This window comes from Nonomuraea sp. NPDC049141, from assembly GCF_040648415.1.
Taxonomy (GTDB): Bacteria; Actinomycetota; Actinomycetes; order Streptosporangiales; family Streptosporangiaceae; genus Nonomuraea.
The window spans coordinates 41,983-65,570 of record NZ_JBEZDR010000024.1; the positions used below are offsets into that span (position 1 = coordinate 41,983).

18 protein-coding genes and 1 pseudogene are annotated in these 23,588 nt (G+C 66.5%); 7 read left to right on the top strand and 12 right to left on the bottom strand.

Annotated features, from left to right (window positions below):
* Positions 1-28: 28 nt before the first annotated feature.
* From AB0B91_RS49455 to AB0B91_RS49475, 5 genes are all read right to left on the bottom strand, one after another.
* Positions 29-1,516, bottom strand: a complete 1,488-nt coding sequence (locus tag AB0B91_RS49455) for a hypothetical protein (RefSeq protein ID WP_358336741.1) — start codon at positions 1,514-1,516, stop codon at positions 29-31.
* 214 nt (positions 1,517-1,730) lie between these two features.
* Positions 1,731-3,236, bottom strand: coding sequence for a hypothetical protein (locus tag AB0B91_RS49460; RefSeq protein WP_358336744.1), 1,506 nt, complete (start codon positions 3,234-3,236; stop codon positions 1,731-1,733).
* Between the two features lie 449 nt (positions 3,237-3,685).
* Positions 3,686-5,194, bottom strand: a complete 1,509-nt coding sequence (locus tag AB0B91_RS49465; RefSeq protein ID WP_358336747.1) for a hypothetical protein — start codon at positions 5,192-5,194, stop codon at positions 3,686-3,688.
* Between the two features lie 393 nt (positions 5,195-5,587).
* A complete protein-coding gene (locus tag AB0B91_RS49470) occupies positions 5,588-6,754 on the bottom strand; it encodes a hypothetical protein (protein WP_358336750.1) in 1,167 nt (388 codons plus the stop codon).
* 189 nt (positions 6,755-6,943) lie between these two features.
* Positions 6,944-8,020, bottom strand: a complete 1,077-nt coding sequence (locus AB0B91_RS49475) for a trypsin-like serine protease (protein WP_358336753.1) — start codon at positions 8,018-8,020, stop codon at positions 6,944-6,946.
* Positions 8,021-8,934: 914 nt separating this feature from the next.
* On the opposite strand from AB0B91_RS49475, the gene AB0B91_RS49480 reads away from it, so the two are divergent.
* The 4 genes from AB0B91_RS49480 (at position 8,935) to AB0B91_RS49495 (ending at position 12,104) form a co-directional block, all read left to right on the top strand.
* On the top strand, positions 8,935-10,383 hold the full coding sequence (locus tag AB0B91_RS49480; protein WP_358336756.1) for an acetyl-CoA synthetase: 1,449 nt from the start codon (positions 8,935-8,937) through the stop codon (positions 10,381-10,383).
* A gap of 97 nt (positions 10,384-10,480) precedes the next feature.
* A complete protein-coding gene (locus AB0B91_RS49485) occupies positions 10,481-10,750 on the top strand; it encodes a hypothetical protein (RefSeq protein ID WP_358336758.1) in 270 nt (89 codons plus the stop codon).
* Positions 10,737-11,165, top strand: coding sequence for a type II toxin-antitoxin system VapC family toxin (locus AB0B91_RS49490; protein WP_358336761.1), 429 nt, complete (start codon positions 10,737-10,739; stop codon positions 11,163-11,165). Before AB0B91_RS49485 ends, AB0B91_RS49490 begins: the two co-directional genes overlap by 14 nt.
* Before the next feature lie 45 nt (positions 11,166-11,210).
* A complete protein-coding gene (locus AB0B91_RS49495) occupies positions 11,211-12,104 on the top strand; it encodes a hypothetical protein (RefSeq protein WP_358336764.1) in 894 nt (297 codons plus the stop codon).
* A gap of 66 nt (positions 12,105-12,170) precedes the next feature.
* Here the strand turns inward: AB0B91_RS49495 and AB0B91_RS49500 are convergent, their stop codons facing one another.
* The gene (locus AB0B91_RS49500) at positions 12,171-13,412 is read right to left on the bottom strand and encodes an RNA-guided endonuclease TnpB family protein (protein WP_358336767.1); all 1,242 of its coding nucleotides are present in this window, start codon (positions 13,410-13,412) and stop codon (positions 12,171-12,173) included.
* Between the two features lie 109 nt (positions 13,413-13,521).
* On the opposite strand from AB0B91_RS49500, the pseudogene AB0B91_RS49505 reads away from it, so the two are divergent.
* The 3 genes and pseudogenes from AB0B91_RS49505 to AB0B91_RS49515 form a co-directional block, all read left to right on the top strand.
* A pseudogene (locus tag AB0B91_RS49505) lies at positions 13,522-13,668 on the top strand (transposase); the annotation flags it as partial.
* A 165-nt stretch (positions 13,669-13,833) separates the two neighbouring features.
* Positions 13,834-14,790: a zinc-binding dehydrogenase gene (locus tag AB0B91_RS49510; RefSeq protein WP_214640131.1), complete on the top strand. Its 957-nt coding sequence runs from the start codon at positions 13,834-13,836 to the stop codon at positions 14,788-14,790.
* A 76-nt stretch (positions 14,791-14,866) separates the two neighbouring features.
* On the top strand, positions 14,867-15,724 hold the full coding sequence (locus AB0B91_RS49515; protein ID WP_358336770.1) for an oxygenase MpaB family protein: 858 nt from the start codon (positions 14,867-14,869) through the stop codon (positions 15,722-15,724).
* A 58-nt stretch (positions 15,725-15,782) separates the two neighbouring features.
* On the opposite strand, the gene AB0B91_RS49520 is transcribed toward AB0B91_RS49515, so the two are convergent.
* The 6 genes from AB0B91_RS49520 to AB0B91_RS49545 form a co-directional block, all read right to left on the bottom strand.
* Entirely contained in the window at positions 15,783-16,523 is a 741-nt protein-coding gene (locus AB0B91_RS49520) for a PadR family transcriptional regulator (protein WP_358336773.1), read from the bottom strand.
* The gene (locus AB0B91_RS49525; RefSeq protein ID WP_358336776.1) at positions 16,520-17,320 is read right to left on the bottom strand and encodes a DUF4097 family beta strand repeat-containing protein; all 801 of its coding nucleotides are present in this window, start codon (positions 17,318-17,320) and stop codon (positions 16,520-16,522) included. Before AB0B91_RS49525 ends, AB0B91_RS49520 begins: the two co-directional genes overlap by 4 nt.
* Before the next feature lie 104 nt (positions 17,321-17,424).
* A complete protein-coding gene (locus AB0B91_RS49530) occupies positions 17,425-17,601 on the bottom strand; it encodes a DUF6104 family protein (RefSeq protein WP_181308704.1) in 177 nt (58 codons plus the stop codon).
* A gap of 11 nt (positions 17,602-17,612) precedes the next feature.
* On the bottom strand, positions 17,613-18,929 hold the full coding sequence (locus AB0B91_RS49535) for a Fic family protein (RefSeq protein ID WP_358336779.1): 1,317 nt from the start codon (positions 18,927-18,929) through the stop codon (positions 17,613-17,615).
* 108 nt (positions 18,930-19,037) lie between these two features.
* On the bottom strand, positions 19,038-22,688 hold the full coding sequence (locus tag AB0B91_RS49540) for a multifunctional oxoglutarate decarboxylase/oxoglutarate dehydrogenase thiamine pyrophosphate-binding subunit/dihydrolipoyllysine-residue succinyltransferase subunit (protein ID WP_358336782.1): 3,651 nt from the start codon (positions 22,686-22,688) through the stop codon (positions 19,038-19,040).
* Positions 22,689-22,892: 204 nt separating this feature from the next.
* Complete coding sequence (locus AB0B91_RS49545; protein WP_358336785.1) at positions 22,893-23,537, bottom strand: phenylalanine--tRNA ligase beta subunit-related protein; 645 nt, start codon at positions 23,535-23,537, stop codon at positions 22,893-22,895.
* Between the last annotated feature and the right edge of the window lie 51 nt (positions 23,538-23,588).

Consider the following 23,588-nt stretch of genomic DNA (forward strand, 5'->3'; position numbering starts at 1 on the left):
AGACGGGCTCGCGAGGTTGTCCCTATTACTACTGCATCATCTCGCCGTTGGGGCCGACGATCGACTTGGTCGCCGCGTACTGGGCCTTGTTGTAGACGTCAGCGGTCTCGCCGTCGAAGTAGGCGGAGCTGATGAAGTCGATCCGGCCGTTGCCGTCCTGGTCGTGGAACATGCTCGTCACGCCGTTGACGTAGCCGGTGCGCTTGTTGTTGTCGTACTTCATCAGCCAGGGGCCGCCGTCGGCGCCGGGGGTCATCGAGCACTTCAGCACCTGGTGCGTCTCGACCTTGAACGTGTTGACCTGGTACCTCTTCGTTCCGGTCTTGCCGCTGCACCACTTGGGCGTCACACCGGTGAAGGCCTTGTCACCGTCGGGGTGCGGGGCGCTGGGGTAGCCGAAGGCGGTGACGTTCTGGCCCATGGGCTGGTTCCAGGCGACGCCCTGGCCGCCGACGGCGTCACCGAGCCGGCCCAGGTCCTTGGCGATGCCGATGACGTACTCGGCCATGTAGTACTTGCGCGACAACCCGGGCTTGACCCACTTTTGTGTGTAGTAGTGGGTGATGAGGTAGTTGCCGGACTTGTCGATGGTCTTCTTGCCGGGGCCCTTGTAGGCGGTGTACTCCGGCAGGGTGACGGGCACGGTCTCGGGCTCGCCGAGCTTGAAGCCGTTGCCCTTGCCGGTCTTGGCGTCCGTGTACTCCTTCTCGCCCGCCTCGACCTTCTCCAGAACAGCGCCGGGGAAGTCGGGGCCCACCTTGTCGGCCGGGGTGTCGGCGCCCTGGGACCAGCAGTGGCCGAGGGTGAGCACGCACTTGGCGTACTCGGCCGGGCTGATCTCAACCGGCTTGACCCACTTGTCGCCCCGCCACGCCTGGAACTCCTTGAACGACACCTTCTTGTCGTTGGGGAGCGCGAAGCCGTTGTGCACGGCCACGAACGCGAAGTCGCCGTCGTAGTCGTCGTAGGTGTCGAGGTCGTAGCTGGTGAACGCGTAGGCGCCCGCGTACACGCCGAACGGCGCCTTGCCCTGGTAGTAGCCGGGGACGAACACCCACTTGGCGAAGACGTCCTTGCCGCGCTCGTAGACGCAGTGGCCCGCGGTCGCGATCAGGTTGCGGTTCCTGGACTGGACGGACGTCGCCGAGCACCAGCGGTAGTTGCCGGCGCTGTCGAGGAAGAAGACCTTGCCGATGGACTTGGGCAGGTTCACGGCCGTGGACTTGGCCACGGCGGGCGTCGTGCCGGTGGGGGAGGCCGAGCCCGGCTTGCCGTCGGGCGCCTTGGCCTGGGTGGAGACCAGCTTCTGGACGTCCTTGGCATCGACGTTGTACTGCGTGGCCTTCTTGAGCGCGGCACCGTTGGCGTCGAGCCAGAAGTAGGCGTTGCTGTAGGCCTCGGCGGCCTTGGGGGCGAGCGGATCCTGGACCCAGTCGGGGGCGGCGGCGTTGGCGGGGAGGGTGAGGGCGGCGGCGCTCAGGCTGGCAGCGGTCAGGGGGACGAGCAGGCGCTTCACTGAAGATCTCCACAACGTTAACAAGCGAGTTGTAAAGACCCTATCGACCCTCTGGTCACTCTGGTAACAGATTGTGCTGGAATGTTACGGAAAATGCTGGAGGTCCAGGTCAGAGGAGCTATATCCGGAAAAGGCCGAAGGGCCCGGCAGGATGCCGGGCCCTTCGGTGAAGCTGGTGAACGATGACCTAAGCCCTCGTTCGGTCCGCAGTGAACTACGGGACGAGCTTGCCGGACCACGAGGCCGCAGCGGCCTTGTAGATCGCGGCGGTCTCGCCATCGAAGATCGCCGAGGTGATCGTGTCGTAGCGCTTGTTGCCATCGACGTCCACGATGAGGCTGGTGACGCCGTTGACGTAGCCAAGACGCTTCGAGTTGCTGTAGTTCGCCAGCCACGGGCCACCGTCGTAACCGGCGGTGACGGCGCACTTCAGCGACTGGTGCTCCTCGACCTTGCGGGCCGGGACCTTGATGACCTTGCTGGCGGTCTTGCCGTAGCACCACTTCGGCGTAACACCGGTGTAGGGCTTGCTACCGTCAGGGTTGGGGCCGTAGGGGTACCCGAAGGTACGAACGACCTTGCCCGCAGCCTGGTTCCACGCCACGCCCTGGCCACCGACGACGTCACCGAGGCGACCGCCGTCCTTGAAGCTCTGGCCGTAGACGTAGAACTCGGTGCGGAAGTACTCGACCTTGGCGGTCTTCTTCACCCAGTACCGAAGGTAGTAGTGGGTGATGGTGAAGCCACCCTTGGAGTCGATCTTCCGGTAGCCGGGGCCGGTGTAGGCCTTGTACTCCGACTCCGTGACCTTCTGGGTCCACACGAACGGCGACTTGCCACCGTTCACGTTGCCCGTGGGGGCAGCGTTGTACTGCTCGACGCTGACTTCCTTGAGCGTCTTGATGGCGCCAGGGTAGTCCGGGCCGACCAGGTCCTCGATCGTGGAAGGCTTGGCCCAAGCGTCCGGGGTCTCGCCGCCGTTGAGGTCCTTGATCTTGGTGTACTCGGCCTCGGTGATCGAGACGTCCTTGGCTTCCTTGTTGCCCTGGTAGGCATCGTACTCAGCCTTGGAGACCTTCTTCTCCGTGTTGGTCAGGCCAGCGAGGCCGTTGTACACGGTGACGAACGCGTAGTCGCGGTCGAAGTCCTCGTACACGTCGAAGTCGTAGTGGGTGAAGGCCTGCTTGCCCACGAAGACACCGTAAGGCGTCTTGCCCTGGTAGTAACCCGGGACGAAGACCCAGCGCGAGACGACCTCGTCGTTGCCGGCGATGTCGTAGACGCAGTGACCGGCCGTGGCGACCAGGTTGCGGTACTGCGACTGGACCGAGGTGCCCGAGCACCAGTACAGCTTGCCGTCGCGGCCCTCGAAGAACACCTTGCCGATGGTCTTCGGCAGGTTGACGTTCTGGGACTTGACGGCGACCTTCTTCTCCTCGCCGATCGGCACGGAGGAGCCGGGCTTGGTGTCGGCGCTATAGCCGCCACCACGGGAGATCTTCTCAACCTCGAGCGAGTCGGGGTTGAAGGCCACAGCGCCCTTGAGCGCAGCGTTGTTGGACTTGGTCCAGAAGTTCAGGGTCTCCTGAGCCTGGGCCGTCGTCTTCGCCAGCGCGTCGCTCGCGACGTCGCTAGTGGCCTGAGCGGTACCGGCGAGGCCGGCAGCCAGCAGACCGGTGGCCAGAATGGCGCCACCGGCGGGGAGGAGGATGCGCTTCAAGGTAACTCCTTGCGCTGTCGTGGGGAGCTTCTTGCGCCCCATGCGTCAGTAAAGGGATAGCCAGGAACATACAGTGTGGATCTTGAACTCGGGTAGCTGCTTTGACGGGAAAAAGGGCGCTAAGTCGGGCGTGATCGTTCCGTGATGTTTAAACGGCGATAGAGGATGACTTGCCGGAAGTGCCGGATGACATCGTTTCCGCAGATCAACATAAGGAAGTTGTCAGTGTTGCTGCGGTGGCGAGAGTGCCGCCGTCCCGACGGTCATACGCCTGATGTGACGCAGATCACATCGACTTGATGGCACCGTCTGGGCCCGCCATGCGTCAAAACGCCCTTCAGATTTGCCCCGAGAACGCCGAAGGGCCCGGCAATGCCGGGCCCTTCGCGAGTTACCGCTGTGCGCACCGTCCTGAAACGGTCGCGGTGCGTTACTTAGAGGATCTCAACTCAAAGGATCTTGCCGGACCACACGTTCGCCGCGGACTTGTACACCGCAGCGGTCTCACCGTCGAAGTACGGCGAGGAGATGTAGTCGACACGCTTGTTGCCGTCCTGGTCGTTGAAGGTGCTGGTGACACCGTTCACGTAGCCGAGACGCTTGCTGTTGCTGTAGTTGAGCAGCCAAGGGCCACCGTCGGCGCCCTCGGTCATCGCGCACTTGAGCGCGACGTGCTCTTCGATCTTCTTGGCGGCCGAGCCGACGACCTTCTTGCTGGTCTTGCCGTAGCACCACTTGGGCGTGATGCCCGTGTAGTTCTTGTGGCCGTCGGGGTGCGGCGCGGCCGGGTAGCCGAACACGCGGACGTACTTGCCCGTGGGCTGGTTCCAGGACACGCCCTGGCCGCCGACGACGTCACCGAGGCGACCGACGTCCTTGGCGGAGCCTTCGACGATGTAGAAGACAGTCTTGAAGTAACCCTTGATGTCTGTCTTCTTCACCCAGTTCTTGACGAAGTAGTGGGTGATCGTGAAGTTGCCCTTTTCGTCAATCTTCCGGTAGCCCGGGCCCTTGTAGGCCTCGTACTCCGTCTTGGTGACGTTCTCCGTCTTGGTGGCGGCGGGCGCCTTGGTGCCATTGGCCTTGCCAGTGGCAGCAGCGTCGTACGTCTCCTTGCTGACCTCGGTCAGGGCCTTGATGGCGCCGGGGTAGTCCGGGCCCACGACGTCGATCTTGCTGTCCGTCTTGGCCCAGCAGTCAGGCGTCTCGCCGCCGTTGAGGTCCTTGCACTTCTGGTACTCGGCCTGAGTGATCGGCACGTCCTTGGCATCCTTGATGCCCTGGTACTTGTCGAAGTCGGCCTTGGAGACCTGCTTGGCGGTACCGCCACCGAGCTGGATGCCGTTGTACACGGTCACGAACGCGTAGTCGCGGTCGTAGTCCTCGTACACGTCGAAGTCGTAGTGGGTGAAGGCCTGCTTGCCCACGTAGATGCCGAACGGCGTCTTGCCCTGGTAGTAGCCGGGGACGAAGACCCACTTGGACATGACGTCCGAGTTGGTGGCGGTGTCGTAGACGCAGTGACCGGCCGTGGCGACCAGGTTGCGGTACTTCGACTGGACCGAAGAAGCGGAGCACCACTTCTTCTCGCCCTTGCTGTTGACGAAGAACACCTTGCCGATGGTCTTCGGCAGGTTCACGTTCTGAACCTTGACGGTGGTCTTCTTCTCCTGGCCGATCGGCACGGAGGAGCCGGGCTTGCTGTCGGCGCTGTAGCCACCCTTGCTCTGCAGCTTGGTGACGTCGCCGGCGTCCCAGACGTTGGACTCCTTCGCCGCCTTGAGGGCGGCGTTGTTCGTGGCCGACCAGAAGTCCGCGATGGCCTTCGCGTCAGCGGCGCTCTTCGCCATCGGGTCGGAGGCTACGTCGCTGGCGGCCGTGGCCGTACCGGCGAGGCCGGCGGCCAGAAGGCCGGTAGCCAGGATGGCACCACCGGCGGGGATGAGGATGCGCTTCAAGGGAACTGCTCCTTGCTCTGTCGTGGGACACAACATGCGTCCCATGCGTCAGTAAAGGGATAGCAAGGAACATAGCGTGGTGATCTCCGCAGGTAAAAGCCGTTCTGCCCCATCTGGAAGGCACCCTTACCCTCGTGACCTTTCCGTTACCAGTCAGAGACCTTAGCGGAGGGTGATCGAATTGCCACGTTTTCGCTGGGTATGAAGGGGGCATGGCGGAAGGGCTGTGAGGGGTGCGACACGCTTCGTGGGTGCGCCAATGTGACTCAGATCACAGGAACCAGATTGGCGCGAGCTCCGTCTAATACTCCCGAATCCACCGAGATGATCTTGAAAAAGCACGAAAAAGGGGCCCAGCCGAACCCGGCGGGGCCCCTTTTCGGGTGAGGGGTGTTACTTGTACAGCTCGCCGTTCGGGCCGACGATCTTGCCGGACCAGGCGTTCTTGGCCGAGTTGTACACCGCGGCCGTCTCACCGTCGAAGTACGGCGAGGTGATGTAGTCGATGCGGTCGTTGCCGTCCTGGTCAGCGAACGTGCTGGTCACGCCGTTGACGTAGCCCAGACGCTTGCCGTTGCTGTAGTTGGACAGCCAGGGGCCGCCGTCGAAGCCGGGCGTCACGGCGCACTTGAGGCCGATGTGCTCCTCGATCTTGAGCCACGGAGCGCCCACGGCCTTGGCGGTGGTCTTGTTGTAGCACCACTTCGGCGTCACGCCGCTGTAGGGCTTGTTGCCGTCGGGGTGCGGGCCCGCGGGGTAGCCGAAGGCGCGGACGGGCTTGCCGGTGGGCTGGTTCCAGGACACGCCCTGGCCGCCGACGACGTCACCGAGCCGGCCGGCGTCCTTGGACAGCAGGATGTAGTAGCGCCCGCCCCAGTTCCGCTTGGGGCCGACGAAGCGGTCGTAGTCCTTGCGGTCCACCTGCTTCACACCGTTGAAGGAGATGCCGTTGTAAACGGTCACGAACGCGTAGTCGCGGTCGTAGTCCTCGTAGGTGTCGAAGTCGTAGTGGGTGAAGGCCTGCTTGCCCACGAAGATGCCGAACGGCGCCTTGCCCTCGTAGTAGGCGGGCACGAAGACCCAGTTGTTCAGCAGGTCCTTGTTGCTGTCGGTGTCGTAGACGCAGTGGCCGGCGGTGGCGACCAGGTTGCGGTAGTTCGACTGGATGGACGTGGCCGAGCAGTAGCGGAACTTGCCCTGGCCGTCGACGAAGAAGACCTTGCCGAGCGTCTTGGGCATGTTCACGTTCTGAACCTTGCCCGGGGCCTTCTTCTCCTCTCCGATGGGAGTGGCGCTTCCCGGATTGCCGTCAGGGCTGTAGCCGCCCTTCGAGACGACCTTCCTGACCTCTTTGGCGTCCCAGGTGTAGGCGGTGGCGGAGCGGAGGGCGGCGAAGTTGGACGCGGCCCAGAAGGACGCGACCGAGGAGGCCTGCTGTGTCGTACGGGCCATGGGGTCGGTGGCGATGTCGCCCTGTGCCTGAGCGGTGCCTGCCAGGCCGGCGGCCAGGAGGCCGGTCGCCAGAACGGCGCCACCGGCCGGGAGAAGGATGCGCTTCAAGGTAAAACTCCAGACGCGGGGCGCCTCGTGCGCCCCAGAATGCAGCAAACGGACAGGCGGGAACCTATCGGTCTGACTCTGGTCCTGTGAATTACCTGTTAGCGCAGTCAAGCGCGACGATCATGCCCGTGACCATCCCGAGATCTGAAACCGGCTGATCACTCGGGGTGGCGATACGGAACGTGTAACTTACGTCACATTTTGCGGTGTAGTGAGCGCTGCGGCGCGTCGGTAGACGTCGCCGGTCGTGGCGTTGAAGGTCGGCGAGGACACCGCGTCGTAGCCGCCCTTGGCGTCTCTGTTCCAGGTCAGACTGTTGATCCCGTTGAGGAATCCGACCCTCTGGACCGCCTGGTAGTTGATCAGCCAGGGGCCGCCGCTTGCGCCGGCGCTGAAGTCGCACGGCTGGAGCTGCACGCCGTACTGCAGGTCGAGGCTGGGGGCCACGGTGCGTCTCGTGGTGCCCGAGCACGCCTTCAGCGTCTTGCCGTTGAACGGGTGGCTGCCGTCGGGCTGCGGGCCCGCCGGGTAGCCGAAGGCGGAGATCGAGAGGGCCAGGCCCTTGCCGATCGTCAGACCCTGCCCGCCGATGTTGTCCTGCAGACGGCCGACGTCCTGCATCGCGAGCTGGCCGTTCTTCTCCACCCACTTGAAGCCGCGGTGCACGGTGACGAAGGCGTAGTCGAAGTCGTAGTCGCCCTTGCCCGGCCAGTCCTCGTGCATGCTGATCGCGGCGCCCACGTAGATGCCGTCGGGCGTCTCCCCCTCGGGGCCCGGGTTGGGAACGAAGATCCAGTAATCGGCGGGCTTGGCCTGGCGCGAGTCGTACGCGCAGTGCCCGGCGGTGGCCACCACGCTGCGGTTCTTGGCCGCGACCGCGCTGGCCGAGCACCAGTACTCCTTGTCGCCGAAGCGGAAGAAGACCTTGCCCATGGTCTTGGCGGCCGTGCTGTTGCGCGGGAGGACGGGTGCGACGCTCAGCAGGCCCTTCGGGCGCTTCAGCGTGACGATCTGACTCGCCCCGGCTGCGGCCGTAGCGGTGGGCGAGGACTGCGAGGCCGGCGTGGCGGGGCTGTAGTTGTCAGCCTTCTTGAGCCGGTCGGGCTGCCAGTACGCGGCGACCTTCTTCATGTCCGCCACCGTCTTGGCCAGCGTGACCGAGTAGACGCGGCTGCCGGTCGCGGCGGAGGCGGTCCCCACGAGGGCAGGCAACAGCAGCAGCGCGCTGAGGGCAGCCGCTACCAGGTGCCGGACCCGGGGGATCATGGAAATGCCTTGCCTTTGGGGGTTAGTAGTTCTGGGGGTGTAACGATGGATTTTTCCAGATCACTCACTGTATTGCAGCTCGGATGGCGATTCGTTATCAGATCAAGCGTGACTTGTACCTCATAAGGAGTGCGTCAAGGGCGCCATCCGGATAGCGGACCCGATCTCATGTGAAGGTCGTTTCCGCACGTCACAGGCATAGTACATGATGCGACTTCGATGTCTACCAGGCTTTTCCCGGGTGCCTTTCTTGATCGCTGTAGGAGTGCGAGAAGGCCCCGGCCGGGGGAACGGCCGGGGCGGGTGCTTACGGCATGTCGCCGGTCGATCAGTTCGCGGCGGCATGTAGCTGTACAGGAGCGGTCCGCCGTTGGCGCCGGCGGTGAAGGCGCACTTGAGGCCGATGTGCTCCTGCAGGTTGTACTTCGGCGCGGCGGGCATCGGAGCCGTCCTGCCGTAGCGCCGGCCGGTGAACGGCTTGTCGCCGTCGGGGTGCTCGCCGGCGGAGTAGCCGCGAAGGAGAACGCGTGCGCTTTCGGGCTGCGGGGCGGGCCGTCGGGGGTGGAGTTGTTGCCCTTGACGCCGCTGGAACGGGTGTCGTGGTCGGCCGCCAGCTTGATGCGGTCGGGCGTCCAGGACTGGACCGCCTGCTCCGCGGGAGCGGCCGCGTTCGGGGGACAGCACCCCGGTGGGCCAGGAAAACGCTCGGCGCGTTAATGAATGGCGCAATCCCGCGGCCAGAAAAGGGCGCGAAAAAGTCTGGACCGGTTCCGTTCCGTCATGGAAATAACCAGATCGCACGTATTACAGGAAAGCATTTCCGCAGGTGGATAGGCATGTTGATCTCCTCTAGCATCGCCGGTAACGGTTATTATAAACGCCACTACTTATCAACCGAATGTTATTCTGGTTAGATGAGAGACATGGATCCACGCACCCCCTGTCTCATAGGTACGGCCCAGCGCACCGTTCGCGAGCAGCCGGGCCCGGAACCACTCGACCTGTGGGAGCACGTCGCGCGCGAGGCGGCTCGCGAGGCGCGGCTGCCGGTTGGGCGGATCGACTCGATCCAGCTCGTCTACACCGACTCCTGGCAGTACGACTCCCCGGTCGGCCGGCTCGCCGACCGCTTGGGCGCCGCGCCCCGGCACCGGGCGTACTCCAGGGTCAGCGGCACGGCGCCACAGCTGCTCATCGGCGAGGCCGCGGGCAGGATCGCGGCGGGGGAGCTCGACTCGGCCCTGGTCGCCGGCGCCGAGGCGCTGGCCACGCGCCGGGCCTACCGGCAGGCGGGCGAGCATGTGCCATGGAGCCATCCGGCCGATCCCAAGCCGCCCTACGGCTGGGACCGCCCGCCGCACCCGGCGGAGCTGGCCCACGAGCTGTTCCTGCCGGTCCACACCTACGCGATCATGGAGACCGCCCGCCGCGCGTCCCTCGGTATGTCGATAAATGAGGAAATGGTGGACCGGGCGCGGATGATGGCGCCGATGACCGAGGTCGCCGCCGCGAACCCACACGCCTGGCGGCGTACCGCCCGAACCCCGGAGGAACTGGTCACCGGCCACCGCTTCATCGGCTGGCCGTACACCCGCGACACCGTGGCCGTGGGGGAGGTCGACCAGGCCGCGGCCGTCATCCTGGTGTCCACCGGACTCGCCGACCGGCTCGGCGTACCGGACGACCAGCGGGTCTACCTGCGCGGCTGGGCATACGGCGAGGACACGTGGGAGGTGGCGGCCCGGCCCGCGCTCGGCGCCTCGCGGGCCATCGCGCGCACCGCCGAGGCCGCGTTCGCGCGCGCCGGGCTGGGCTTGGAGGACATCCACGCGCTCGACCTCTACAGCTGCTTCGCGATCGCGCTGCGGCAGGCGTGCGACGCGATCAAGCTGGACCCGCTCGACCGGCGCGGCCTGACGGTCACCGGCGGCCTGCCGTACGCCGGCGGTCCCTCCAGCGACTACGTCCTGCACTCGACGGCCACGATGGCGGGGCTGCTGCGCGCCCAGCAGGGCCACGGGCTGGTGACGGGCGTCGGCATGCACCTGACCAAGCACACGTACGCGATCTGGTCCACGGACCCGGGCGGCGCGCTGGGCGATGCCACGCCGGTCTTCACCGCCGACCCGGTGGAGATCGTCGCCCTGTACGACGGCCCCGCCACGGTGGCCGGCTACACGGTGGCGCATGGGCGCGACGGTGTCGCGGAGAAGGGCATCCTCGTGGTCGACCTGCCCGGTGGGGGCCGGGCCCATGCTCACGTGCTGGAGGAGAAACTCCTGGCGGACGCGATGTCCAGGGAACTGGTCGGCCGGCGGGTGCGGCTGGTGTCCGACGGAAAGGTCAATGTGGCGCGGTGGTGAGATTAAAAACTGTGCAAGAATTGTGAGCGCATGATTACTATCTGCTGTTGACATTTTTATGTCAGCGGCGGACGCTGGTGTCATGCGGAGGACCACGGTGCGGATCGACGACGCACTCCTCAACGAGGCCAAGGCGTACGCGGCACGAAACGGACGCAGTCTCACCTCGGTGATGGAGGATGCCTTGCGACAACTACTCAACCGCTCCACGGAGGCGGCCGAGCGGCCCCGCGTGGAGCTGATCACCTCTCGCGAGCAGCCGGGTTACCAGCCGGATGTCCAGCGGCGGCTCGATGCGGGCGAGAAGCTCGAGCACATCATGTACGACCTCGACTTCGAATTGAGGACGCACGATGTTCCTCGCTGACACCAACGTCCTCGTCAACGCGTTCCGGCTCGAGGTCCCCGACCAGAAGCGCTACCTGGCTTTCGTCAAGGAGATGATCAACGGCGAGTCGAGCTACGCCGTCAGCGACTTTGTCGTCAACGGCTTCATCCGGATAGTGACCAACCGCAGGATCTACCTCAACCCTGACCCGCTCGACCGGGCGGTGGAGTTCGCGGAGGCCTACCGCAACCAGCCACATGCCGTCCCAGTCGACGGCAAGGACAGGCACTGGGAGATCTTCACCCGGCTGGGCCGCCAAAGGGGGGCGAAGGGAAACCTGGTGCCTGACACGTACCTGGCCGCACTGGCCATCGAGCACGGTTGTGAATTCGTAACCTGCGACACCGATTTCGCCAAGTTCCAGGGCTTGCGCTGGCGGCACCCGCTCAACTGAACTGAGGACGGATACGCCAGCCGCACTACTCGGCAGGGGATCACCGTGGCCGATCAGTTCGACGTCATCGAGGCAGGCGAGCGTGGCCGGCGTCGGTGGATCGCGATCGGGGTGGTGCTGGCGTTGCCGGCGATCTGCATCGTCAGCCTGCTCGCGAGCCGCGACCCCGAGCCGGGGCAGGTGCCGCCGCCGAGCGCCGCGCCGGTGCCCGTGCCCATCCGGTCGTTGACCAGGATCGAGGGCGCGCCCAACGTCGTACGCGCGCCGGCCAAGGTCAAGGGCGGCGACGAGGTCATCCCGGTGGTCTTCCCCGACGGGCGGCACGCGGACGTCCGCTACCCCGCCGCACTACGGCTCAACGAGCTGGGCGCGCGCCCGTTCATGGGCGCCTGGGTGGCGGGCCACTATCGCGGGCTCTACGCCCCCTACGGCGGCGAGATGGAGATCTCCAGGGGTGCACAGCCGATCAGGAACTTCACCCCGAACGTCACCCTCTGGCCGCGCCAGCCCGGGGGTGGCCCGAACGGGCAGGTGCTGATGTTCGCGTTCGGCAAGTGGCGGCTGGCGATGAATGACACGCCCGAGGGGCTGGCCTTCGAGGAGCGGCTGGCGGCGGCCAAGAGCCTGCGCGGGAAGGTCGGCAAGGACGGCTACCTCGTCCTGAGCGGCAGCGGCGAGGCGATCCGCCTGGCGGAGCCCGGCGAGACGGCCCGGGGCGACCCGGTCGGGCCGCAGCTCTGGTTCGGTGGTGGCGTCGGCGACATGCTCGCGCTCATTCCCACCCCCGACTGCCAGAAGAACGCCAGGACGCCGTCGGCGGTCAACGGCCGCGGCCGGCCCGTCCGGGTCGTGTGCCGGGGCGACGTGCAGATCGCCGCCTCGGGCTCGCGCTCGTTCGTCGAGCATGCCATTGACGGGATCCGGATCACGCTGAATTGACTTCTCCCCGCCATAAATAAATGACGGGGATTGTCCCGCCTCGCGGCGGGGTATTTACTGCTGCTTCTACGCCGCTTGCGTGGTGTAGGTTTCGGGCGGTGCCAGGGTCGGGATTGCCTCGCCTGGTCTTACCTGTCCTTCACAGTCGTTTTGGGTGTCCGCCAGCCCGGCGGCCACGTCGTTCGCAGACCTCAGGCGGATGCCTTCGGCGAGGATGTTGAGCGCGGCGGCGATGTCGCGGTCGTGGTGTTCGCCGCATTGCTGGCAGTCCCATTCACGGACGTCCAGGGCGAGTTTCCCGATCTTCCAGCCGCAGCAGGGGCACAACTGGGAGGAGGGATACCAGTGGTCGATAGTGATGAACTCACGGCCGTAGCGGGTCGCTTTGCCTTCCAGCAGTCGCAGGAACGACCCCCAGGAGGCGTCGTTGACGGACTTGGCGAGCATGCCTCGCGCGAGGCCCCGCACGGCCAGACCTTCGACCGCTACCGCTTGGTTCTCGCGCAGGATCGAGGTACTGGCCTTGTGGAGGAAGTCCCGGCGGGCGTCGGCGACTTTGGCGTGCTGGCGGGCGACTTTGATGCGGACCTTGGTGCGACTGGCGCTCCCTTTCTGCTTGCGCGACAGGGCACGCTGGAGTTTCGCAAGTTTTCGCTCCCGGCGGCGCAGCCACTTCGGGTTGGCGATCTTCTCTCCGTCCGAGGTGACCGCGTAGTGAGTCAGCCCCAAATCGATCGCCGTCTGCGCATCGCTCTCGGGCAAGGTCTGGCTGTCGTCCGGCATGTCAATGACGAACGAGGCGAAGTATCTGCCTGCGGCGTCCTTGATGACCGTCACGCTAGAAGGTGGAGCGGGTAGCTCGCGCGACCACCGCACCTCGATCTCGCCGATCTTCGCAAGATAGAGAATGCCGCCGGCGCGGAGCGTGAAGCCATTGGTGGTGAACCGGGCCGACTGGCGGTGATCATGGCGGGATTTGAACGCGGGCAGACCCATCTTCGGGCCTTTGCGCTTGCCCGACACCGAGTCGAAGAAGCTCTTGTACGCCACATCCAGGTCTCGCAGTGACTGCTGCAACGGCACCGGGGACACCTGCCCGAGCCATTCCCGCTCAGGGGTCCGCTTCGCGGCGGTGATGCAGATCTTCTGCAACTGCGGGCCGCTGATCCGCGTCCGGTCGGCCTTCCACGCGGCTTTGCGCCGAGCCAGCGCGTCGTTCCACACCGCCCGGACACACCCGAACGTCCGGGCCAGCATCTCCCGTTGGGGCGCGTCCGGATACAGCCGGTAGTTGTAGCGCAGCTTCACCGAACACCACCCCCTGACAGCACACGCGTCCCACTGACTCGAACACATTATCGCCTGACCTACGCCTGCGTCAGACGAATACCGACGCGGGAGACACAAGGTTTCTGGGATGCACGCCCATCTGGTCTTCGTGACCAAGCACTGGCGAAATGTGTTCCACGACAAGATGCTGCGCCGCTGTGAAGAGATCATGGTCGAGGTCTGTGACAGCTTCGAGGCCGAACTGGTCGAGTTCAACGGCGAGGATGACCACGTAACGCCTGCATCGAACAACAGCGCCGACCAACATGACCGATCCAACTCCGCACCACGCGCTCTGGACTGCCTCACTTACCGGCGGGCCATCCCCTAACGGGGATCACATTCATCCCTGGTCATTAGAAGGCCGAGTCTTTCTGCGGACCTTCGGTAAGGTGCGGCCATGTTCGCCGTAACCGCCACACAGACCGATCCCGACAACCCTCTCGCCGGGCTGACGCTCGGCGAGCATCCGGAGCCGCAGGTCCCGGACGGCTGGACGACCGTCACGGTACGTGCGACCGCACTCAACCACCATGACCTGTGGACGCTCAAAGGCGTGGGCATCAGGCAGGACCGGCTGCCGATCGTGCTCGGCTGCGACGCGGCCGGGGTGGACGCCGACGGCAACGAGGTCATCGTGCACGCGGTGATCGGCTCCGGGGCCGACGAGACGCTCGACCCGAAGCGTTCGCTGCTGTCGGAGGTTCACGACGGCACGTTCGCCGAGCGGGTGGCCGTGCCGCGCCGCAACCTGGTGCCCAAGCCGGCCGCGCTCACCTTCGAGGAGGCCGCCTGCCTGCCCACGGCCTGGCTGACCGCTTACCGCATGCTGTTCGACAAGGCGGGTCTCGAGCCTGGTTCCACCGTGCTCGTGCAGGGGGCGGGCGGCGGGGTGGCCACCGCGCTGATCGCGCTCGGCCGCGCGGGCGGCTACCGGGTCTGGGCGACCAGCCGCTCGGCCGCCAAGCGGGAGCAGGCCGTGAAGCTCGGCGCCGACCAGGTCTTCGAGCCCGGCGCGCGGTTGCCCGAGCGGGTCGACGCCGTCATGGAGACCGTCGGCCAGGCCACCTGGGACCATTCGCTCAAGTCGCTCAAGCCCGGCGGGCGCATCGTGGTCTGCGGCGCCACCAGTGGCGCGGTCCCGCCCGCCGACCTGAACCGGGTGTTCTTCCTGCAGCTCTCGGTGATCGGCTCCACGATGGGCACGCGCGACCAGCTCCAGCGGCTGGCCGTGTTCCTGGAGCAGACCGGGCTGCGCCCGGTCATCGACAGGACGATGCCGCTGTCGGACGCCCGTGACGGCTTCGCCGCCCTGGCCGAGGGTGACATTTTCGGAAAAATCGTCTTTACCAGATGAATAAGTGAAGGGTTACTTATGTGCACCCGGGATGATACAAAGAAGGTGAGGTTGTATCACCCCGGGAGGCGCCGTCATGGACGTCGAGCCGTTCGGCCCAGGCTCGTTGCACTGGGAGACCGCCGGTGAATACCGCAACCTGCTCGTGGCGGGCAGCGCGCTGGTCCTCCAGACCATGCATCCGGCGGTGGGCGCGGCCGTCGCCCAGCACTCCGTCTACAGGCAGGACCCGTGGGGCCGGCTCAACCGCACGCTCGCCTCGATCCACACCTGGGTGTACGGCGGAGCGGACGGCCCTGCCGAGGGCGAGCGGCTGCGTGAGCTGCACAAGCCGATCAGCGGGGTGGACGAACAGGGCCGGTGCTACCACGCGCTGAACGGTGCGGCCTGGGCCTGGGTGCACCTGTCGCTGTTCGAGCGCTTCGTCACCCTCAACCGCTACTTCGGCACCCCCTACACCGAAGACGGTGAACGCCGGCTCTACGCGGAGACGCGGCAGCTCGGCGCGATCCTGCGGGTGCCGGAGCGGGAGATGCCGCCGACCGTCGAGGAGTTCTGGTCCTACTTCGACGAGATGGTGGCCGAGCGGCTGGAACCGCATCCGACAGCGCTCGACGTGCTCGCCGTCATGCGGGGGACCCCGATGCCGCCCGGGCTGCCCCGGCCGCTGCGGCGGCTCTGGGCGCCGGTGGGTGCCGGGTCGGGAGAGGTCAACTACTTCGTGACCGTGGGGACGCTGCCGCCCGCCGTACGGGAGAAGCTGGATCTACCCTGGTCGGCGCGGGACGAGCGGCGGCTGCGGCACCTCGGGCGGGCGGTGGCGATGCTCGTCCCACGCCTGCCGGAGCGGTTGAGGTATATGCCGATGCCCTATCACGCACGCAAGGCCGCCCGGAGCGTGCGGGGCCTGGAGCGGGCTCTTCGCCCGGCGTAGCGGCCGGCCCCACCTGGTCATGGCTTCAGAGAGTCGCGGATCTGTCGGCCCCGCCTGATCATGGCTTCAGGGAGTCGCGGATCTGCCGGGCGGCCTCGTCGAGCGTGGCGCGTACCTCGTCGATGGCCTTGCGGGTGAGCGGGGCGGCCGACGCCTCGCGGCGGACCTGGGCGACGAAGTCGGCCAGGCGTTCGCCCAGCTCGGCGTCCAGCTCGGCGCGGCTGGGCGAGGCACCGCCCAGCGTGCTCCAGACCTCGGACCAGATCCGGCGCCACTCGCCGCCGAGCCGCTCGCCGTGGTCCTGCCAGTGTGTGGCGTGCTCCATCCACTGGCGCTTCTGCTGCTCCTTGAGCCGCTTGAGGTTGGCCTTCTGCTGGTCCTTGAGGCCCCTGGGGTCGTCGACGGCGCCGGTGCGGACGTCCTTGGCCATCCTGGTGAGCTCGTCGCGCAGCGACTTGACCGTGTCGCGGACGTCCTCCTTCACCTCGCGGGCGATGTCGCGCACCGAGGCGGAGATCTCCTGCTCCAGGTCGTCGAGCTCGTCGAGGCGGGCGTTGAGCTCGTCGCGGCCCCTGTCGGTGATCGAGAACACCTTCTTTCCCTCGACCACCTCGTGCGTCACCAGCCCCTCCTCCTCCAGGCGGGCCAGCCGCGGGTAGATCGTGCCGGGGGAGGGCGAATAGACGCCGAGGAAGCGGTCCTGCAGCAGGCGGATGACCTCGTACCCGTGCCGAGGGCTCTCCTCCAGCAGCTTCAGCAGATACAGCCGGAGCCGGCCGTGACCGAAGACAGGGCTCATCGCTTCTCTCCCTTGAGCAGCGTGACCTCGCCGGAGACCGTAGTCGCCGACACCGAGGCCATGCCGCCACCCAGCCGCCCGGACATCGACTTGGCGCCCGGACCGCTCGCGTCTGACAGGTTTTCGAATGTGCTGACCAGCCTGCCGGAGGTGGACCTCATGCTGACGTCCGCCTCCACGTTCTCGGGCAGCCTGACCAGGATGTCACCGGACACGCTGTGGAAGGTCACATATCCGGTCGGGCGCAGCTCCAAGTCGGCGGTGATCCGCCCGGACACGGTGTTGGCCCTGAGCCGGCGCGGCGTACCGTCGGCGACGGTGAGCTCGCCCGAGACGCTGGTGAACGTCAGGTCGCCGTCCATCGCCCGGCACTCGACATCGCCGGAGACGGTGGTGGCGCTCACCTCACCGCTCACACCGTCGAGCACGATGTCCCCGGAGACGCCCCTGACCTGGGTCGTCTTCTCGAACCCGGCCACGACCGCCGAGGCGGAGACGACCCCCGCGTTGATCGTGCACCTCTTGGGCACGGTGAGCGTCAGGACGCTCTTGCGCCGGTCACGCCGCAGCCAGCCGAGTAACCCGTCCCAGGTGAGGTCCTTGTAGGCGACGCTCAACTCCCCGCTCTCCTCGTCGTAGGTCACGATCAGCGGCGCGGAGTCGATCTCGGCCACCTCCAGCGTCGGGGGCCCGTCGCTGGCCAGCACGTCCACCCGTCCCGCGACGATCCGCACGTCGAGCGCGGTCACCGAACCGAACGTCAGCTGCTCCGGCCCCTCGATCGTCCACTGCCGCATGATCCCCACCCCTTCTGCCGACACATCTGCACATGAGACACGATATGTCGCGTCTGTCGAAAACTCAAGATGTATCGCGTCTGTCGGGCGATGAGTATGTCGCGTCAGTCGTCCTCGTCGTCGAGCCGGGCCAGCCAGGTGGCCAGGCGCTCGATCGGGGTCTCGAACTCGGGGTTCAGATCGACGAACTCACGCAGCCGCTCACCCAGCCACAGCAGGCTGACCTCTTCCTCGCCACGCCGCTCGACCAGCTCCTCGATCCCCCGGTCGGTGAAGTACATCGTGCTCCCATTCATTGATGACGCAGCCGCGACGTCAGGTCGTCGGCTGGGATCCAGGCGTCGGCACGCCCACGTCTGACTTTAGTCAGGAGTCCGCGCTGCTCGAGATCTCGTAGGTCGGTCCGGGCGGTCTGCAGGACGACCTGGTGGCTGGCCGCGTGGCCGGCGACGGTGTACTCGGCCACGGGGTGGCTGCTGGCATGAGTCAGCAGGGCGATCTGGCGGCCGTTGAAGGCCCCGGTCCGCCCTCTGGCCAGACTCGCCCGCACCTCACGGGCCTGCTCGGCCTTCCTGCCGAGGTAAGCGTGAAGATCGTCGACGGCCCGTCTCAGCACGCCGAGCTGGCCCAGGACGAAGTAGGTGAGGTCGTTCTCGTCCTGCTCGACGTGGAGGAAGCTGCGCCCGTAGCGGGCGGGGGCGTTCTTCAGGATGCGCGAGATGGAGATGAACTCGGTCAGCCAGTAGTCCTGATTGAGCATCGACCAGTAGAACAGGGCCCTCGCGGTCCTGCCGTTCCCGTCCTCGAACGGGTGGTCGTAGGCAAGCATGAAGTGCACGGCGATCGCCCTGATCACCGGCGGGATGTAAGCCGCCTGCGACACGCCGTTGGCGAAGTCGCAGAGCCGGCCCACCCGCTCGGGCAGTTGCTCGGCCGGCGGAGGCGTGTGGAGGACCTCGCCGTAGGTGTCGGCGACGACCACGCGCTCCTCGCCCGGGAGCTGGAAGCGCCCGGCCGCCGCCGGGTTGCGCAGGGTGCCTTCGGTGACAATCCGCTGGATCTCGCAGATCAGGGCGGGGGTGAGCGGTTCGTCGCGCAGCTCGCCGATCCGGCGCATGGCGACGTAGTTGTTGCGGATCATGGTCTCGTCGACGGTCTGGGGCTTCCGGCCGCTGCGGAGCATGTCCTTGGCCACCAGGTAGGTGGTCGCCGCGCCTTCCAGCTGACTGGAGGTGATGGCCTCCTCGATCAGCGAGCTGACCAGGTAGCGGTCGCGCGTCAGCGGGTCGGTGACCGGTTCGGGGATGCCGATGCGGCCGCTCAGGTCCCGGTTGAGCGCTTCGACTCCGCGAAGGACCTCATCGGGCAGCGCGTACGTGAACGACAGGCCGCCCGAGTCGACCAGCGGCAGGCCGCGGCGCATGCCCAGCCGGGCCATCTTGAGGCCGAGCCACCACTGCTCGTGCGTGAGTCCCGCTGGCGGAGTGCGCCGCCGGACCTCGTCCCAGGGGAGGTAGCGCTCCGCCGAGTCGACCGCCGAGAGCAGCCAGAGACTGTCGGCTTCGAGCCAGAGTTTTCGCCAGGGAGGCGGATCCTGTGGCCGCCGCATCGTTCCTGCCAAATTTAGTAGTTACTAGCAGCTAATTAGCTGCTAGTAACTGCCAATTTTAGCAGTGAGCCCCCACCAACGGCGGGGGCTCACTGGGGGATGCCTGATCTAGCCGAACAGCTCGCTCAGGATGTCCTCAAGCTCATTGTCGTGACTGGCGTGCGAGCCGGTCGCGGGTGAGCTGTTGGGCGTCCGCGAGACGCGGCGCAGCGAGCGGCCGCTCAGCAGGCCGGGGTCCTCGGCCAGCTTGAGCGTGAGGTAGGGCCACGGCCCCATGTTGACCGGCTCGTCCTGTGCCCACACCAGCTCGACCTGCGAGCCGTAGCGGGAGAGCTCGGCGGCGAGCTCCTCCGCCGGGAACGGGTAGAGCCGCTCCAGGCGGACCAGGGCGACGTCGTCGCGGCCCGACTTCTCGCGCCGGTCGAGCAGGTCGTAGTAGATCTTGCCCGAGGAGAGCACGACCTTGGTGACCTTGCCCGGGTCCACCGTGGTGTCGCCGATGACCGGCTGGAAGGTGCCCGTGGTGAAGTCGGACGCCTTCGAGGTGGCCCGCTTGTGCCGCAGCAGCGACTTGGGGGTGAAGACGACCATCGGCTTGCACCTGCCCGACTCGACCTGCCACCTCAGAAGGTGGAAGTAGTTGGCCGGGGTGGAGGGCTGCGCGACCGTCATGTTGTCGAGCGCGCAGACCTGCAGGAACCGTTCGATGCGGCCAGAGGAGTGGTCAGGACCCTGGCCCTCCATGCCGTGCGGCAGCAGCAGCACGACACCCGACTTCTGGCCCCACTTCTGCTCACCGGACGAGATGAACTCGTCGATGATCGTCTGGGCGCCGTTGACGAAGTCGCCGAACTGAGCCTCCCAAGCCACCAGGGCATCGGGGCGCACGACGCTGTAGCCGTACTCGAAGCCCAACGCCGCGAACTCGCTGAGCAGCGAGTCGTAGATGTAGAACTTCGTGGTGCCCTGGTTGAAGACCTTGAGCGGGGTGTGGTCCTCGCCGGTCACCCGGTCGACCAGCACGGCGTGGCGCTGGGTGAACGTGCCCCGACGGGTGTCCTGGCCGACCACGCGGACCGGATGGCCGTCGATGAGCAGCGAGCCGAAGGCCAGCGTCTCACCCATGCTCCAGTCGATCGCGTCCTGCTCGACCGCCTGACCGCGACGCTGCAGCACCGGCGCCAGGCGCGGGTGCGGCGTGAAGCCCTCAGGCAGGTTGAGCTGGGTGTCGACGATCCGCTTGAGCGTCTCGTCGGTGATCGCGGTCGGCGTCTCGTCGTGCGACCACTTGATCACCTCGGCGGGCGGCACCCGCATCGCGCCCGCCTCCAGCGGCTTCTTCACCGCTTCACGGGTCTCGGTGAACGCCTGCTCCAGCTTGGCCTGGTAGTCGCGGAGCGCCTGCTCGGCCTCCTCCACCGTGATGTCGCCCCGGCCGATCAGCGCCTCGGTGTAGAGCTTACGAGTGGAGCGCTTGGCGTCGATCAGGTCGTACATCAGCGGCTGGGTGAAGGCCGGGTTGTCGGTCTCGTTGTGGCCGCGGCGGCGGTAGCAGATGAGGTCGATCACGACGTCCTTGCGGAACGTCTGGCGGTATTCGTACGCCAGCTCGCCCACACGGACCACGGCCTCGGGGTCGTCGCCGTTGACGTGGAAGATCGGCGCCTGGATCATCCGGGCCACGTCGGTCGCGTAGACGCTCGACCTTGACGAAGCCGGAGATGTCGTGAAGCCGACCTGGTTGTTGACCACCACGTGCACGGTGCCGCCGGTGCGGTAGCCGCGCAGCTGCGACAGGTTGAGCGTCTCGGCCACGACGCCCTGGCCGGCGAAGGCCGCGTCGCCGTGGATGAGCACCGGCAGGACCGTGAAGCCCTCCTCGCCGCGCTCCAGCAGGTCCTGCTTGGCACGGACGACGCCTTCGAGCACCGGGTCGACCGCTTCCAGGTGGGACGGGTTGGCCACCACGGAGGCGGCGATCGTCTTGCCGCTGGGAGCGGTGAACGTGCCCGACGCGCCCAGGTGGTACTTCACGTCACCCGAGCCGTGCGCGGTGCGCGGGTCGATGTTGCCCTCGAACTCGCCGAAGATCTGCCCGTAGGACTTGCCGACGATGTTGGCGAGCACGTTGAGCCGGCCGCGGTGGGCCATGCCGATGACGACCTCGTCGAGGTCCTCGTCGGCCGCGTCGCTGATCACCGAGTCGAGCAGCGGGATCAGGGACTCGCCGCCCTCCAGCGAGAAGCGCTTCTGCCCGACGAACTTCGTCTGCAGGAACGTCTCGAAGGCCTCGGCCGTGTTGAGCCTGCTCAGGATGTTGAGCTGCTCGTCACGAGCCGGGGAGGCGTGCGGCTTCTCGACCCGCGCCTGGATCCAGGACCGCTCCTCGGGGTTCTGGATGTGCATGTACTCGATGCCGACCGTGCGGCAGTAAGAGTCGCGTAGCACGCCCAGGATCTCGCGGAGCTTCATCAGCGGCCGGCCGCCGAAGCCGCCGGTGGCGAACTCGCGCTCCAGGTCCCACAGCGTCAAACCGTGTGACTGGATGTCGAGGTCGGGGTGCTTACGCTGCTTGTACTCCAGCGGGTCGGTCTCGGCCATGAGGTGGCCGCGTACGCGGTAGGCGTGGATCAGCTCGATCACCCGAGCGGACTTGGCCACGTCGTCGTCGTGCGAGGTCGAGATGTCCTGGACCCAGCGGACCGGCTCGTAGGGGATCCGCAGCGCCTCGAAGATCTCGTCGTAGAAGCCGTCCTCGCCGAGCAGCTGCCGGTGGATCGTGCGCAGGAAGTCGCCCGACTGGGCGCCCTGGATGATCCGGTGGTCATAGGTGCTGGTCAGCGTCATGACCTTGGAGACGGCCAGGCGCGAGAGCGTGTCGGGTGCGGCGCCCTGGTATTCGGCCGGGTATTCCATCGCGCCGACGCCGATGATCGTGCCCTGGCCGGGCATCAGTCGCGGCACCGAGTGGACGGTGCCGATGGTGCCGGGGTTGGTCAGCGAGATCGTGGTGCCCGTGAAGTCGTCGACCCCGAGCTTGCCCGAGCGAGCCTTGCGGACGATCTCCTCATAGGCCATCCAGAACTGCCGGAAGTCCATGTCCTCGGCGCCCTTGATGGAAGGCACCAGGAGCTGTCGCTCGCCGTTGCTCTTCTGGACGTCGATGGCCAGGCCGAGAGCCACGTGCTCCGGCTTGACCAGGGTCGGCTTGCCGTCGACCTCGGTGTAGGAGTAGTTCATCTCCGGCATGGCCCGCAGCGCCTTGACGACGGCATAGCCGATCAGATGCGTGAAGGAGACCTTGCCGCCGCGACCCCGCTTGAGGTGATTGTTGATCACGATGCGGTTGTCGATGAGCAGCTTGGCCGGGATGGCCCGGACGCTGGTCGCGCTCGGGATGACGAGCGAGGCGTCCATGTTGGCGGCGGTGCGTGCGGCGGCACCGCGCAGTTTGACCTCCTCGGCACCCGCGGGCACCGGGGCCGCGGGCTGCTTCGGCTTGGCAACGGGGACCGGAGCTGTCGGCGCAGCCTTCGCAGGAGCCGCCGTCGGAGCAGGGGCGGTCACAGTGCCGTTCCCCGCCTCCTTGGCGGGCATTCTGCCCGGTCCGTAGTCAGGGTTGTAGTCAGCGAAGAAGTTCCACCAAGCCTTGTCAACAGACTCTGGATCTTGGAGATACTTCTGGTACAGCTCGTCGACAAGCCACTCGTTCTGTCCAAAGCTTGCCAGCGGGTTTGTCCGCGACGACTCAGACGACACGGCGGAAATCGCCCTCTTCCGCAGATCGGCGTTGATGTTAGAGAACCTGTCCAAGGTTACTCGTCTTGCTCGGTGGCGCGCGCAGGAGAGGCCATGCTGCCTCGTCTGATCCTCTCAGGAGAGTCCGAAGAGGTCACGACCCCCTAGTCAATCCAGGTGGTCTCGCAATTATCACCGTTTGGTATCAACAGTGGGGCAGCAGGTTTATTTCCCCCCAGACACCATTCTGCTGGCGATCCGCACCTCAGGGGACAGCTCGGTCAGCAGGTCCGCCAGCTCCTCGCCCGCCTCCTTGAGCTCCTCCAGGGACATGGGCTCCAGCCGCTCCAGGAGGAAGATCGCGTTGGTGGTCTCCTCGGTGAGCCGGGTGCGCGCGACCTGGCGCCAGTTCCACCTGCGGCAGGTGACGCCGAGGTCGTCGCGCCAGATCACCTCGCCGGGCTCCGGCTGCCCGAGCGCCTCTTCCGACTCCTCGCCGCCGCCGGCCCTGACCAGCCGCGCCGGGCCCACGTAGCGGTCGAGGTCCTCGCCGCCGATCGGCAGCGCGTGCTTCACGCTGATCGAGTTGTACGCGTCCACGGCCTGGTTGATCTCCGGCAGTGGAAGCCTGCGGGTCAGGGCGTCGACGGAGGGCCTGGTCTTCTGCGGCTTGGCGCCGAACGCGCGGTAGGCGTCCTTCCACGCGTCGATCTTCTCGGCCTGTACGGGCTGCTCCGCGGCCGCCGCGAGCCAGGCGCGGGAACGGTCGTCGGTCGGCCCGTTGCGCAGGTCGTACGCCGTCATGACCAGCACCGCGAAGTCGGGACGCAGGGCGAAGACCGCCTCGTCCACCCAGATGTCGTCAAGCATGCGTCCCAGCTTATTCGCTCCAGGAGATCGCAAAATTCCCTTTGCAAAATT